This window comes from Natronococcus sp. JC468, from assembly GCF_012163165.1.
GTDB classification, from domain to species: domain Archaea; phylum Halobacteriota; class Halobacteria; order Halobacteriales; family Natrialbaceae; genus Natronococcus; species Natronococcus jeotgali.
In genome coordinates, this window is sequence record NZ_JAAVUO010000001.1 from 25,002 (window position 1) to 37,148 (window position 12,147).

At 67.4% G+C, this 12,147-nt stretch carries 13 protein-coding genes and 2 tRNA genes; 8 read left to right on the top strand and 7 right to left on the bottom strand.

What is annotated here, in order from left to right:
- Positions 1–47: 47 nt before the first annotated feature.
- Entirely contained in the window at positions 48–746 is a 699-nt protein-coding gene (locus GWG54_RS00185; protein ID WP_167935853.1) for an enoyl-CoA hydratase/isomerase family protein, read from the top strand.
- A 67-nt stretch (positions 747–813) separates the two neighbouring features.
- Positions 814–1,341, top strand: coding sequence for a GNAT family N-acetyltransferase (locus tag GWG54_RS00190; RefSeq protein WP_167935854.1), 528 nt, complete (start codon positions 814–816; stop codon positions 1,339–1,341).
- A 13-nt stretch (positions 1,342–1,354) separates the two neighbouring features.
- On the opposite strand, the gene GWG54_RS00195 is transcribed toward GWG54_RS00190, so the two are convergent.
- On the bottom strand, positions 1,355–2,149 hold the full coding sequence (locus tag GWG54_RS00195; protein WP_167935855.1) for an NAD+ synthase: 795 nt from the start codon (positions 2,147–2,149) through the stop codon (positions 1,355–1,357).
- A 258-nt stretch (positions 2,150–2,407) separates the two neighbouring features.
- Between GWG54_RS00195 and GWG54_RS00200 the strand changes: the two genes are divergently transcribed.
- Positions 2,408–2,478, top strand: a tRNA-Gly gene (locus GWG54_RS00200).
- Between the two features lie 174 nt (positions 2,479–2,652).
- On the opposite strand, the gene GWG54_RS00205 is transcribed toward GWG54_RS00200, so the two are convergent.
- Positions 2,653–2,898, bottom strand: a complete 246-nt coding sequence (locus GWG54_RS00205; RefSeq protein ID WP_167935856.1) for an amphi-Trp domain-containing protein — start codon at positions 2,896–2,898, stop codon at positions 2,653–2,655.
- A gap of 117 nt (positions 2,899–3,015) precedes the next feature.
- Between GWG54_RS00205 and GWG54_RS00210 the strand changes: the two genes are divergently transcribed.
- The gene (locus tag GWG54_RS00210) at positions 3,016–3,840 is read left to right on the top strand and encodes an NAD(+)/NADH kinase (protein WP_167935857.1); all 825 of its coding nucleotides are present in this window, start codon (positions 3,016–3,018) and stop codon (positions 3,838–3,840) included.
- Here the strand turns inward: GWG54_RS00210 and GWG54_RS00215 are convergent, their stop codons facing one another.
- From GWG54_RS00215 to GWG54_RS00225, 3 genes are all read right to left on the bottom strand, one after another.
- Entirely contained in the window at positions 3,841–4,473 is a 633-nt protein-coding gene (locus tag GWG54_RS00215) for a DsbA family protein (RefSeq protein ID WP_167935858.1), read from the bottom strand.
- 51 nt (positions 4,474–4,524) lie between these two features.
- Entirely contained in the window at positions 4,525–5,301 is a 777-nt protein-coding gene (locus tag GWG54_RS00220; RefSeq protein WP_167935859.1) for a DNA-directed RNA polymerase subunit epsilon, read from the bottom strand.
- Between the two features lie 394 nt (positions 5,302–5,695).
- Positions 5,696–6,616 carry a DNA polymerase beta superfamily protein gene (locus tag GWG54_RS00225; RefSeq protein ID WP_167935860.1) on the bottom strand — a complete coding sequence of 307 codons (921 nt, stop codon included), beginning with the start codon at positions 6,614–6,616 and terminating at the stop codon, positions 5,696–5,698.
- Positions 6,617–6,881: 265 nt separating this feature from the next.
- Between GWG54_RS00225 and mptA the strand changes: the two genes are divergently transcribed.
- Positions 6,882–7,808 carry a GTP cyclohydrolase MptA gene (gene mptA, locus GWG54_RS00230; protein WP_167935861.1) on the top strand — a complete coding sequence of 309 codons (927 nt, stop codon included), beginning with the start codon at positions 6,882–6,884 and terminating at the stop codon, positions 7,806–7,808.
- Here the strand turns inward: mptA and GWG54_RS00235 are convergent.
- Positions 7,805–8,608: a TrmB family transcriptional regulator gene (locus tag GWG54_RS00235; RefSeq protein ID WP_167935862.1), complete on the bottom strand. Its 804-nt coding sequence runs from the start codon at positions 8,606–8,608 to the stop codon at positions 7,805–7,807. The genes mptA and GWG54_RS00235 overlap by 4 nt on opposite strands.
- Positions 8,609–8,687: 79 nt before the next feature.
- Positions 8,688–10,328 (bottom strand): DUF255 domain-containing protein, encoded by a 1,641-nt coding sequence (locus GWG54_RS00240; RefSeq protein ID WP_167935863.1) that lies wholly within the window; start codon positions 10,326–10,328, stop codon positions 8,688–8,690.
- 106 nt (positions 10,329–10,434) lie between these two features.
- Between GWG54_RS00240 and GWG54_RS00245 the strand changes: the two genes are divergently transcribed.
- From GWG54_RS00245 to GWG54_RS00255, 3 genes are all read left to right on the top strand, one after another.
- Complete coding sequence (locus GWG54_RS00245) at positions 10,435–11,022, top strand: FxsA family protein (RefSeq protein ID WP_167935864.1); 588 nt, start codon at positions 10,435–10,437, stop codon at positions 11,020–11,022.
- Positions 11,023–11,090: 68 nt separating this feature from the next.
- Positions 11,091–11,164 (top strand) — tRNA-Ile (locus tag GWG54_RS00250).
- Between the two features lie 393 nt (positions 11,165–11,557).
- A complete protein-coding gene (locus tag GWG54_RS00255; RefSeq protein WP_167935865.1) occupies positions 11,558–11,806 on the top strand; it encodes a hypothetical protein in 249 nt (82 codons plus the stop codon).
- Positions 11,807–12,147 lie beyond the last annotated feature (341 nt).

The window sequence follows — 12,147 nt, forward strand, 5'->3', positions numbered from 1 at the left end:
CGAGGGAGGAGGCAAAGACCTTTGGAAACGCCCGGTACACTCCTCACATGATCGACGTCGACAGCGAGGGACCGATCCGCACGATCACGATCGACAGGCCGGACCGACGCAACGCCCTGACCGTCGCCGGACTCGAGGCCCTCGAGCGGGCGGTCGCCGACGCCGACGAACCGGTGCTCGCGCTCCGGGGCGCCGGCCCGGCGTTTTGCGCCGGCGCCGACCTCGAGGCGGTCGCCGAACTCGACCGGGAAGAGGCCGAGGGGTTCGCCCGGCTCGGCCAGCGCGTCGCCCGGACGATCGAGGACGCCGATCCCGTCGTCGTCGCGGAGATCGACGGCCCCGCCCGCGGCGGCGGCCTCGAGCTCGCGCTGGCCTGTGACCTCCGGGTCGGGACCCCCGACTCGAGCTACGGCGAACCGGGGGTCACGTTCGGGCTGTTCGGCGCCTGGGGTGGCACCGTCCGGCTGCCCCGGATCGTCGGCGAGGGCGCCGCCCTGGAGCTCGCCTGTACCGGGCGGGTCGTCGGCGCCGAGGAGGCGCTCCGAATGGGGCTGCTCTCGCGGCTCGAGGACCGCCCCCGGACGGTCGCCGAGGAGCTCGCGGCCACCGAGACCGACGCGCTCGCCGTCCTGAAACGACGGGTGCGCGACGACGCCGACCGCGCGACCCAGGAGCGACGGGAGGTCGAGGCCTTCGGCGAGCTGGCGGAGACACACGCTCCGGAGCTCGGAGAACTGCTCGAGTAGCGGGGACCGGGATCGGATCGCGGACGGCCGAACCGCTTTTTTCGCCCGCCGTGGAGGTGTCGGGTAGATGCCCGGACCCGCGTTTTTGACCGGCGACGACGTCACGCTGCGCACGATCGAGGAGGAAGACCTCGAGTTCCTCCAGGCCCAGGTCAACGATCCCGCGATCCGACGGCCGATCGGGCGCTCGATGCCGCTCAACGCCGAGCAGGAGCGGGCGTTTTACGACGACGTCGTCTGCTCGGACGACGCGATCCACCTCCTGGTGGTCGCCGACGCGACCCCCGTGGGGACGGTCGGCCTCGACGCGATCGACTGGCAGTCGGCCGGCGCCGAGCTGGGCTACTGGATCGCGCCGGCCCACCAGCGCCGGGGGTACGGAACCGAGGCCGTAGAGCTCGTCGTCGGCCACGGGTTCGACCAGCTCGGACTCCACCGCCTCGCCGCCCGCGTCTACGGGTTCAACGACGGCTCGAAGCGACTCCTCGAGTCGGTCGGGTTCTCCGAGGAGGGCGTCCACCGCGACGCCGCGTTCGTCGACGGCGAGTACCGGGATACCCACTGGTACGGGCTCCTCGAGGAGGAGTGGCGGTAGGCGAGACCGGGCGCTACTCGAGGGGGTCCGGCGACGGCGGGGCCCGGCGCTTGTGCGCGCTGCGCTCGTACATCCGTCGGACCGTCTCGACGGTCTCGACGTCGATACCGTGCTCGCGGGCCGTCACGTCGGCCGACAGCGGGCCATCGACGTGGCTGGCGAGGATCGTATCGAGCGTCTCGTAGTCGAATCCCATCTCGTCTTCGTCGGTCTGGTCCTCCCAGAGCTCCGCCGTCGCGGGTTTCGCCGCCAGATCCTCGGGGACGCCGACGTGGCGAGCGAGCTGGCGGACCTGGGCCTTGTAGAGGTTCCCGATCGGGTGGCAGTCGACGGCGCCGTCGCCGTACTTCGTGAAGTAGCCGACCGCGGCCTCGCTGCGGTTACCGGTGCCGAGTACGAGTCGGCTCTCGTGGTTCGCGACGAGGTAGTTCAGCACCGCCCGGACGCGGGCTCGAGCGTTTCCGACCGCGGTTCGGTCGCCCTCGGCCTCGGGGTAGGCGCCGAGTAGCGAGTCGACGATCGGTTCGATCTCGATCACGTCGTAGCTCATCCCGAGCTCGCGGGCAACGCGTTCGGCGTCGCTCATGTTGTCGTCGCCGCTGACCCGCGCCGGGAGGACGAGCCCGTGAACGCCCTCGACGCCGAGGGCGTCGACCGCGAGGTGGGCGACGAGCGTGCTGTCGATCCCGCCCGAGAGCCCGAGGACCGCCCCGTCGGTTCCCGCGCCTTCGACCTGCTCGCGAACGAAGTTCGTGATGTGATCGCGCCGTTCGTCCAGCTCCGCGTCGGAAAACCGAAGATCGAGCATCGAACGGAGGTACGGAAGGACGGACCTAATAGGCTCCCCTGAACGACGCAACGTGGACGTTCGGTCGGTTTCGATCGTCGCTCGAGTCAGAGCGCGTTCGCCTCCTCCGAAGCGCGAGGGGGAAAGGACCCTCGCTCGGGGCTCGGAGAGATCGGTCGGGCGTCCGCAGCGGATCGGCGGGCCGCTCACGGCCGGGAGTGTAGCGTCCCGCGGGAAACGGTGACCTTAACTTCGTAGAACGGAAACTCCGGATACGGAGCGCGGTTGGTCCAGCGGTAGGACAGCTGCCTCCCACGCAGCTAGCCCGGGTTCAAATCCCGGACCGCGCACTTTTGGCGGATCGAATCCGACGAGGGTATCCCCTCCTCCCCGATCTCGAACCATCGATCCCACGCCGTCTCGGTTCTCCGCGAGCCCGCGGCTTCCACACCGGTAGTACCTCGCGGCGTCCGTCCGTCGACTGCATGCAGGTGCGTCGCGTCGCCCGAACGCGTTCGATCGGGCTACGAGTCGGGTTTCCAGCTCATCGTCACCGTTACCGTCTCGCGGTCGCCCCGTAGCCGAGAGGAGCGTTCTACGACGTCGACCGAGACCGAGACGTCCTCGGAGTTACCGAGCGAGACGGTCTTGTTTCCGACGGGGACGTCGACCCCGCTCTCGCCCTCGTCGAACCGCCGGGAGAGCTCCGAGAGGTAGTCGGCGAGTTCGCTTCGGCTCAGCACTTCGTCGTTGGTCGTCCGTTCGGCCATACCCGTAGCTAGCCCCGATTCCGAAAGAAAGTGTGGGCTGCGATCGCATCCCGCAGGGACCTCGCACTCGGACGGAGACGGGTGGCCTTTTCACCCGCGGGCCGGTATGCGACCACGATGGACGTCGCCGTCGGAATCGTCGCCCAGCGCGACAACGAGCGGGCACAGGCACTCGCCGCGACGCTGATCGACTCCCTCGAGAACGCGACCGTCGTCGTCGACGAGTCGACCGGCGCCGCGATCGACGAGGACGGCGTCCCGGTCGCGTCGATGGCGAGTCGCGAGTTGGTCGTCAGCATCGGCGGCGACGGAACGTTGCTGTTCGTCGCTCGCGAGGTGGGGAGGACGCCGATCCTCGGCATCAACCTCGGGGAAGTCGGCTTTCTCAACGCCGTCGATCCCGGGGACGCCGTCCCCGTCGTCGCCGACGTCGTCGACTCGGTCCGGGCGGACGGCGCCGTCGACGGTCGTCGACTCGATCGACTCCGGGCCGAAGGCGAGGGGTGGGCCCTCGAGCCGGCGCTCAACGAGGTCGTCGTCCACGGCCCCCGGCGGGGCCACGGCGGGGGCGCGACGATCGAAATCCGGGTCGACGGCGAGCGCTACGCCGAGGGCCACGCCGACGGGGTTCTCGTCGCCACGCCGACGGGGTCGACGGCGTACAACCTCGGCGAGGGCGGTCCGCTCGTTCGCCCCGGAGCCGACGCGCTGATCGTCAACCAGATGGCGGCGACCGAGGCAATGCCGCCGCTGGTCGTCGACCGCGACGCCGAGATCGAGCTCTCGGTCGCGGACGCCGAAACCGCCTACGCGATCAGCGACGGGCGAAACCGGCGGGAGCTCGAGCCGCCGGCGACCGTCGACGTCTCGGTCGCGGACGAACCCGTCACGCTCGCCGGACCGCGGGCGAACTTCTTCGAGGCGCTCGAGAAACTCGAGTAGCTACTCCCCCTCGAGGAGGCGCTCGAGCTGTTCGGGCGGCACCGCGCCGCGAGCGGCGCGGCCCTCGTGGACGAACGTCGGAACCCCGGTAACGCCCTGCCGTCGAGCGTCGTCGAACAGCTCCTCGAGCTCCGCCCGGAGCCCCTCGTCGTCGATCGCGTCACGGATCTCCCCGGGGGCGAGGCCGATCTCCTCGGCGATCGCCGCCAGCACGTCCGGATCGCCGATATCCCGCCCGTCCTGCCAGAGCGCCTCGTAGATCGCCGCGTCGAAGGTCGCCCACCGGTCGGGGTCGCTCTCCGAGACGTGCCAGGAGGCGAGCTGGGCGTTCAGCGAGTCGACCTCGATGGCGATCTCCTGGTCCATCTCGACGCCGTACTTCTCCTGAAGTCGGCGGACGTTCTCGCGAGCCTGTTCGTAGTAGTCGTCGTCCTTCCCGTCGTCGACCGCGTGATCGATCGAGCCGTCCGCGTTTCGCTTCCCCGAACGGAGGTCGAACGGGTGCCACTCCACCTCGAGTGGCGTCTCGCGATCGTCGCGGTACCGCTCGAACGAGCGCTTCCCCAGGTAACAGAACGGACAGACGTAGTCGGCGTAGATCGTGAGTCGGTCGACGGTTTCGGTCTCGGACATGGTTGCGGTAGGGACCCGCGACGGAAAAGACGACGGCTCCGAGCGCTCGACTCACTCCCCGGCGTTCGGATCGTCGGGCGCGTCGCTTCGGTTCGTGTCGGACGAGTTCTCGTCGACTCGGTCCTCGAGGCTCGGGAGGTTCGGATCCCGGTAGGGGTTGCGGCCGTAGGCGGGAAGCTCGTCCTCGAGCTGGGACTTCAACACGCGCCGCAGCCGGTTCAGGCTCGTCGTGTCGAGTCCGTGATCGGCGGCGAGGCGTCTGAAGGCCTCCTCGTCGGTGATGTCGTGGGCGCGGTACTGGCCGAACAGCTCGTCCATCCGATTGGGTGAGAGCTCGGAGACGTCGACGTCGTCGAGGCCGAAGTACGCGCGGCGGTCGACGTCGACGACGTGGCGGATCACCACCAGCGCGACCTTCGGGATCGCACGTTGGCTGCCGAACTCGGTCAGATCGATCTCGTCCATCACGCCCAGCGCCAGATCCCGCTGCCAGGGGGTCAGATCGAGGGCGTTGCACAGCGCCTGCGTCGTCCGCAGCCGATCGAGTCGGTGCGCGCGCTCGCTGTAGCCCGGCGTCGCGCCGTGTTGCTCGTCGTGGAGTCGGCGAACGCTCTCGGAGAGCTCCTCGTCGGGCGACTCCGCGCGCCCGATAACGGTCGCACTCGGCGTGACGACGCCCCACTGACGGACGGTCGAGTCCCGCTGGACGTCCGCCCGGGAGAGCGCCCCGGAACCGGGGCGCGTCTCGAGGCGACGATTCCCCTCGAGGCCGTCGGGGTCGGACTCCTGCCGGAGGGCTGGCCCGGAGTCAACACCGTCGTCGTACATCGTGTGTCGCTCAGACCGGGAGACGGAAAAAGACTTGCTCGTTTCACCGGAGTCGAGATGCTACTGTGTCCCCGGTGGGAACGGTGCGATCCGCCGCGAAAAGCCCTTCGTATCTCTACCTTGTGGCCAGAATTCCTTAAAGAGCGGACGTCCCCCCTGCGTCGTCCTCCCGAAGAGAGCAGTCGCTCGAGCAGAGGGGGTGCAGTACCGAAGAACGAATGACCTCCCGTCGTAGCTTCTCCTTGTGACCAAAATCACTTAAAGGCCGAGAGACGCACACCCGGTTTCGATCGGAGACCCACAGCTACCGGGTTAGAAACTCGAGAGGCAACGATCTCCCGTCGTATCTCTATCTTGTGACCAGAGACATTTAAATCGAGGACGGTGACTCGCGTCACCGACTCGCCGCGATCAACTCGTCGACGTACTCGTCCAGTCGAGCACGATCGGGGCCGTCTCGAGCGTGGACCGCCGGATCGATCCGCTCGGGCGGGTGGGCGAACGCGCGATCGACCGCGGCGCCGATCCGGACGCTTCCCTCGCCCGCGCGCTTGCGCTCGAGGAGGTCCCGGGAGCGGTCGATCCGTTCCTCGTCGAAGATCGCGGGCGCCTGCTCCTCGAGGAAGCTCCCGAACTCGAGAGCGGGCAGTTCGTGGTCGCCGCGCTCGCCCGTCGTCTTCAGGTATCGTGCGGCCATCGCGGCGCGGATAACGGTCAGGTTCCGCTTGACCGTCGGTCGCGTCCCCGTCTCGGCGAACCGCTTGTCGTCCGCGGCGACGATCGCCGTCCCGTCTTCGGTCTCGACGACGTACTTTCCGTCGCGGCGCTCGAGGATCGGGAAGCGCTCGTCGTCGCTCCGGACCAGGTGTCTCGAGAGGTACTTGCGGTAGTTGGTCGCCGCGATCCCGCGCCAGGCGTGGTAGAGGTCGATCGGGTTGTATGTCCGTTCGACGTAGGCCTCGAGCGCACCAGGGTCGTAGCGCGTTCGGTACCGGATCGGGCTCCGCAGGAGGTCGATCGCGCCGTCGTTCGAGTCAGCTAGCAGCGCCGCGAACTTGCGGACGTCCCAGCCCTGGTACTCGAACTCCTCGCGCTCCTCGAGGACGACCTCGTCGACCCCACGGAGGTGGGCGTACCGTCGGAGATCCGTCGGCGCGTAGACGAACCCGACGTCGTAGTCACTGTCGGGTCCCGCCGCGCCCCAGGCGCGACTCCCGCGGGCGACCGCCAGGACGATCGACACCTCTCGAGAGCGTTCGATCTCGTCGAGCTGTGAATCGATCGTCTCGCGTACGTGTGTGGGGATCGATGCCATCGTTACCGTGTGTCGACCCCTGAGTTCTCGGCTCTCGAGGTCGTTCGAGACGCGCAGCTGTAGTGGAACTGAGAACGGTAGAACGCCCGGCTTCCCGTCATAGCTCTACCTTGTTGCCAGAAGCACTTAAAGAAAGAGCGGGACAGTCCCGTGGCCACACGATCCGACCGCGATGAACGGCTTCGTCGGCTATCGGGACGCCGTGCGAGCGAATCTCGCTCTCGCTTCCGAAAGGTTGAATCGCACGCTACCCCGAATACGGCCAATGAGTCAACAGCTCCCGGACGTCCAGGCGTCCTCGCCCGACGTCACCGTCGGCCTGAGCCAGGTCGGCGTCACCGGCGTCGAGAAACTCGTCAAGATCGCTCGCGAAGAGAAACGTCCGATCGTCCTCACGGCCGAGTTCGAGGTCTTCGTCGACCTCCCGTCGTGGCGCAAGGGCGCGGACATGAGCCGAAACATGGAGGTCATCGACGAAATTCTCGAGGACGCGACCCGCGACGAGGCCTACCGCGTCGAGGAGGTCTGCGGCGAGGTCGCCGAACGGCTGCTCGGGAAACACGAGTACACCTCCCGCGCGGAGGTCACGATGGAAGCCGAGTTCATGCGCCGCGAGCAGACCCCCGCCAGCGACCGCGAGACCCAACACACCGTCGATATTATCGCGTCCGCGACCGCTACGGAGGAGGGCACCCGCGAGGAGATCGGCGCCGAGGTCGTCGGAATGACCGTCTGTCCCTGCTCGCAAGGGATGTCCGCCGCGCGCGCGAAACAGACCCTCGAGGACCTGGGCGTCGAGGAGGAGACGATCACCACGTTTCTGGAGGAAGTCCCACAGCCGGGCCATTCCCAGCGCGGGCACGCGACCCTGACCGTCGAGTCCGACGGCGATCCGGACGTCGACCTGAACGACATCATCGACATCGCGCGGGATTCGATGAGCGCCCGGATCTACAACCTCGCGAAGCGACCCGACGAGGACCACATGACCTACGCGGCCCACGCCGACGCGAAGTTCGTCGAGGACTGCGTGCGCTCGATGGCCGAGGGCGTCGTCGAGGAGTTCGACCACCTGCCCGACGACGCAGTGATCACGATGAAACAGTCCAACGACGAGTCGATCCACCAGCACAACGCCCACGCCGAGCGCGTCGTCGAACTGGATCAGCTCCGATCGGAAGTCGACGACTAGAACGCAAGCGGCTTCGCTTCCTCCCACCGCGGGGCGAACTCGCCGTGGACGTTCGCGGCGAACTCCGGATCCTTCAGGTCGATCATTCCGAACGCGTCGCCCGACGACAGCGGGTTCGGTACCTGGATACAGATCTCGACGCCGTCGATGATGTTGAACGATCCCGTCACGTCGTCGTTCGTGCGGACGTGGAAGTCGTCGCGGCTCTGTAGCGCGCTCTGGTAGCGCGCCCCGACCTTCTCCGAGAGGGAGTCGACCATGTTCCGCGTCATCAGGATGTCGACCGAGACGCCCCGATCCAGGGCGTCCTCGAGCTGGGCGAGGACGTCTTCGCTGACGGCCTGCATGTCCCGTTCGGGGACCGGATCCGCGGCGACCATCACGATGTGGTCGTCTGCGGCCGCCAGCCGCTCGAGCAGCAGGTCGATCGTCTCCTCGGGGCCGACCGCGGCGGTCCAGAACTGTTCCTCGACGGGGTCGGCCGCGTCGAGCTCGTCGGCCAGATCGTCGACGATCGACTCGTACTGGTCGGCCTTCTCGTCGAGTTCGCGTTTCTTGTCCTCGAGGAGGCGATCCAGCGCGGTCGCGGGTTCGACGGCGACGTACTTTTTCGGGCGGCTCGCGGTCTGGCTGCGGACGAGGTTGTACTGCTCGATGCTATTGAGGACGTCGTAGATCCGTCCCATCGGGACGTCGCTCGCGCGCGACAACTCCTTCGCCGTTGTGGGCCCGGTATTGAGCAACGCCCGGTACGCTCGAGCCTCGTACTCGGAGAGCCCGAGATCCCTGAGACTGGCCATACTCGTAACGGCTCACCCGAGAAACAAAAACACTGTGGTGGTTTGACCGTCGCTCGACACGCGGGGTGAACCCCGCGCGTTAGTCGAGAATTTCCCCCACCCGCTCGCTCAACTGCTCGGGAGTTTCGGCGGGGTCGGAGCGTCGGTCGCCGTGCTCGACGCGTGCGGTCCCTGCCTCGAGGTCGGCGGCGGGGACGACGACCTTCTCGTGGTCCGCGAGCCGCAGCGCCGCGCGATGGAGATCCGATCCGGGCTCGTCGCCGATTCGGATCGCGAGCGGTCCCTCGAGCAGTCGTGCCGCGACCGTTCCGTATCGGGCGACCTGGACGCCGAAACGGTCGCTGGCGCCGGCGAAGTCCTCGAGCGTCTCTCGGGCGACCGTTCGGTATCGATCCTCGCCGGAAAGCACCGCCAGCTCGAGCAGCCCGTCGGCGAGGGCGACGTTCGCGTCCAGGGGCCGCAGCGGTCGATCGCAGAGCCCGACGCCCTCGCCCGCGCTGTCGACGAAGGAGTCGCCGTCGCGGAGTCGCTCGATCGTCGCGTCGGCGACCGCCGCGGCCTCCGCGAGGGCGTCGGTCTCGAGGGTGCTCGCGGTCGTCGTCAACGCGCCGAGGACGCGGGCCTGGTTCGAGAGCAGCGGCGTCGGCTGGTCGTCGGCTCCGCGCTCGGGCTCGAGTTGGTGCCTGACGATCCCGTCCTCGAGCAGGTCGGCCCGCAGCGTCGAGAGCGCGCGCTCGGCGTACCGCCGCGCCCGCTGATCGTCGGTGTAGGCGGAGAAGGTAAGCAGTCCCTCGATCGCCAGCGCGTTCGGACCGGCGAAGACGCCGTCGTCGACGGGCGGCTCGTCGGCCGCCGCGCGCTCGGTCGGCTCGAGACCGTGGCTCTCGGGGTCTCCGGGGGCCTGGCTGTTCGCGAACGCCTCTGCGTCGCCGTTCCACAGCGTCGTCGTCAGGAACTCGACGGTGCGCTCGGCGGGCTCGCGGTACTCGGATTTCCCCGTCAGGAGGTAGGCGTTCGCGAACGCGCGCACGAGCGCGCCGTTGGAGTCGAGCAGCTTCTCGTGTTGCAGGCCCGACCAGTCGCGATCGGTCGCGAACCGGTAGAACCCGCCGTCGTACTCGTCTAACAGGTTCGCCCCGACGGCGTCGAACGACCGAAGCGCCATCTCGCGGTTCCGCTTGAGCGCGAACTCGAGGGCGTCGGGCAGCGGGAACTTCGGTTCGGTCCCCCACCCCCCAGCGACCTCGTCGTAGGCCTCCTCGAGTCGGCCGAGCATCGACGATTCGATATCGCTCGAGAGCTCCCCGGCCGGCGGCTCGTCCTCTCTGAGTGGCCGCGGGACGCGGGCGGCGCCGCTTCCTTTGGTCTGCCACATCGTCCGGACGCTGTCGAGGACCTGGCGCATCCCGTCCGGACCGAGGTATCCGGATCCGGTCAGGACGGTTCCGTCGGGTGCCAGGAAGACCGTCGACGGAAATCCGCCCATGTTGTACCGATCGCGCACGCGCGGGTTGCGGTCGACGTCGACTCGCACCGGGACGAATCCGTCGTTGACGTGCGCCGCGATCCGGGGCTCGGCGTAGGTCTCGGCGTCCATCTCGTGGCAGTGATCGCACCACGTCGCGGTCAGCGCACACAGGACCGGAACCGCTTCCGACTCGGCCTCGTCGAAGGCGTCCTGACCCCACTCGCGCCACTCGACGCGCGTCGAATCGTTCATACCGATCGTCCGGGCGTCGGCAGGGTAAGCGCTTCGTTCGGGGACTCGCACCGCGGACGGGCGCGGAGTGTAAAGGGTTTTCACCCGTCGCCGGCTATATCGGAGTATGCTCCGGTGGATCCTCGCGTTGCTGCTGATCCCGTTTCTCGATGCGATACTCCTCGGGTTCGTCGCGACCGCCTACATCGGCTGGGTGCCGATGGTACTGCTGGTCGTTCTGACCGGTCTCGTCGGTATGCTGCTCGTCAGAGCGGAGGGACGGCGGACGATCGGAAAGATGCAACGCTCGCTCGCCGAGGGGCGGCCGCCGACGAACGAGTTGCTCGACGGCGGCTTCCTGATCGCCTCGGGCGCGTTCCTGCTCACCCCGGGCCTGGTCACCGACCTGATCGGGTTCTTGCTGGTCGTTCCGGTGACCCGGGTCCCGATTCGGGCAGCGCTCAAACGCTACGTGATCGTTCCGTACGCGGACAAAAAGGCGGGCGGCTTCGCGAGCGGGAACGTCTGGACGTTCGGATTCCCCGGCGGAAGCGCCGACGAAGACGAGGCGCGGGCTCGGTGGTCCGACGGCGGTACCTACGACCTCGGCGAGGACGACTACTCCGTCGACAGCGACGAGTCGTACACGGTCGAGTTCGGTGACGAGCGAACCGACGACGCCGACGTCGACGACGAGGATCCCTACGCCCGGTAGCGATTCTCACGGCCCTTCCAGAAAGAAACACTTAACCATCCCAGCGCACAACGGACAGATGCGGTCGCGGGCCAATAGCTCAATTAGGTTGAGCGCCACTCTGATAAGGTGGAGGCTCTCGGTTCAAATCCGAGTTGGCCCATGTTCTCGTGGCGAACAACGTCGTGAGCCACGAGTATGGAATCCAACTCGGATTTGAAATAGGAAACGGCGAGCACCGCGAGCCGTTCGCGTGGCTCGAATCCGAGCGACACACTCGTTTTCTGATCCCCTTCCAACGCCGAAGGACGCGGGCGTAGCGCTCCCAGTTTTGCTACCCGTTCGTCAGCGGTGAGCCGTACGAGAACCCCTCACTCCAACGTTCACACCTCGAGATCGGGATCCGAACGCGACCCGTCTCGGATCCAGCAGCCCCTCTCCCGTCGCCGCGGGATCGAAAACGGCGAACTCCCGGCGCCGGACCGACCGCTCGCTCCGTCTGACGGTAATGACAGCTTATAGAAACGTATTAAATGACAGTGTGCGTACACCACGTATGCCGCGAACCGTGATCGTCGATGGGGAGGAGATGGTGGTTGGAAAGAAGACGACGGTCGCAGCAGTGCGGAAGTTCGCGAACGTCCCCGACGATGCGGTCGCGTTCTATCGTCGGGACGGCACCGTTCGGCTCCTCGAGGACACCGAGACCGTCGCCGAACGAATCCCGGACGGGGGCGCCCTCGAGTTCCGGGCGGGGCCGATCGGGGAGGGAACGGATCTCGCTACCGACGGCGAACGGGAGTGACCGCGGTGTCGGCCCGACCGATCACCGGGCCGACGCCTTCGGTACAACGCCGACGATTGCCGATACGAATCCGTTTCGCCCGCTGGTGAAACAGTTCCGTCTCGCGAGGACCGGTCGTTCCCGCGTTGGCTCCCTTAACTTCCGATTAAGCCGCGTTCGAAGGTCGGTTTTCGTACCTGTCCGATTTCGGAATAGTTAGGCCGATCCATACCCGCGTTGTCCCTCGGCGGGCAGTCTTTACCGACGCTATAATAAACAGCCAGAATAGATTTCTCCCGACTGTGATGTTGCCAGTCTGTACGTATCGACGACGACCGATCGGCCGAGCGGGTGTCGCCGAT

What these genes read in the sequence shown, in the direction of transcription:
- GWG54_RS00225 (WP_167935860.1), bottom strand. Translation starts at nt 6,616, where the DNA reads ATGGCATCGATCCCCACACACGTACGCGAGACGATCGATTCACAGCTC.
- GWG54_RS00185 (WP_167935853.1), top strand. Translation starts at nt 48, where the DNA reads ATGATCGACGTCGACAGCGAGGGACCGATCCGCACGATCACGATCGAC.
- GWG54_RS00255 (WP_167935865.1), top strand. Translation starts at nt 11,558, where the DNA reads ATGCCGCGAACCGTGATCGTCGATGGGGAGGAGATGGTGGTTGGAAAG.
- GWG54_RS00190 (WP_167935854.1), top strand. Translation starts at nt 814, where the DNA reads ATGCCCGGACCCGCGTTTTTGACCGGCGACGACGTCACGCTGCGCACG.
- GWG54_RS00215 (WP_167935858.1), bottom strand. Translation starts at nt 4,473, where the DNA reads ATGTCCGAGACCGAAACCGTCGACCGACTCACGATCTACGCCGACTAC.
- GWG54_RS00205 (WP_167935856.1), bottom strand. Translation starts at nt 2,898, where the DNA reads ATGGCCGAACGGACGACCAACGACGAAGTGCTGAGCCGAAGCGAACTC.
- GWG54_RS00245 (WP_167935864.1), top strand. Translation starts at nt 10,435, where the DNA reads ATGCTCCGGTGGATCCTCGCGTTGCTGCTGATCCCGTTTCTCGATGCG.
- mptA (WP_167935861.1), top strand. Translation starts at nt 6,882, where the DNA reads ATGAGTCAACAGCTCCCGGACGTCCAGGCGTCCTCGCCCGACGTCACC.
- GWG54_RS00220 (WP_167935859.1), bottom strand. Translation starts at nt 5,301, where the DNA reads ATGTACGACGACGGTGTTGACTCCGGGCCAGCCCTCCGGCAGGAGTCC.
- GWG54_RS00210 (WP_167935857.1), top strand. Translation starts at nt 3,016, where the DNA reads ATGGACGTCGCCGTCGGAATCGTCGCCCAGCGCGACAACGAGCGGGCA.
- GWG54_RS00195 (WP_167935855.1), bottom strand. Translation starts at nt 2,149, where the DNA reads ATGCTCGATCTTCGGTTTTCCGACGCGGAGCTGGACGAACGGCGCGAT.
- GWG54_RS00240 (WP_167935863.1), bottom strand. Translation starts at nt 10,328, where the DNA reads ATGAACGATTCGACGCGCGTCGAGTGGCGCGAGTGGGGTCAGGACGCC.
- GWG54_RS00235 (WP_167935862.1), bottom strand. Translation starts at nt 8,608, where the DNA reads ATGGCCAGTCTCAGGGATCTCGGGCTCTCCGAGTACGAGGCTCGAGCG.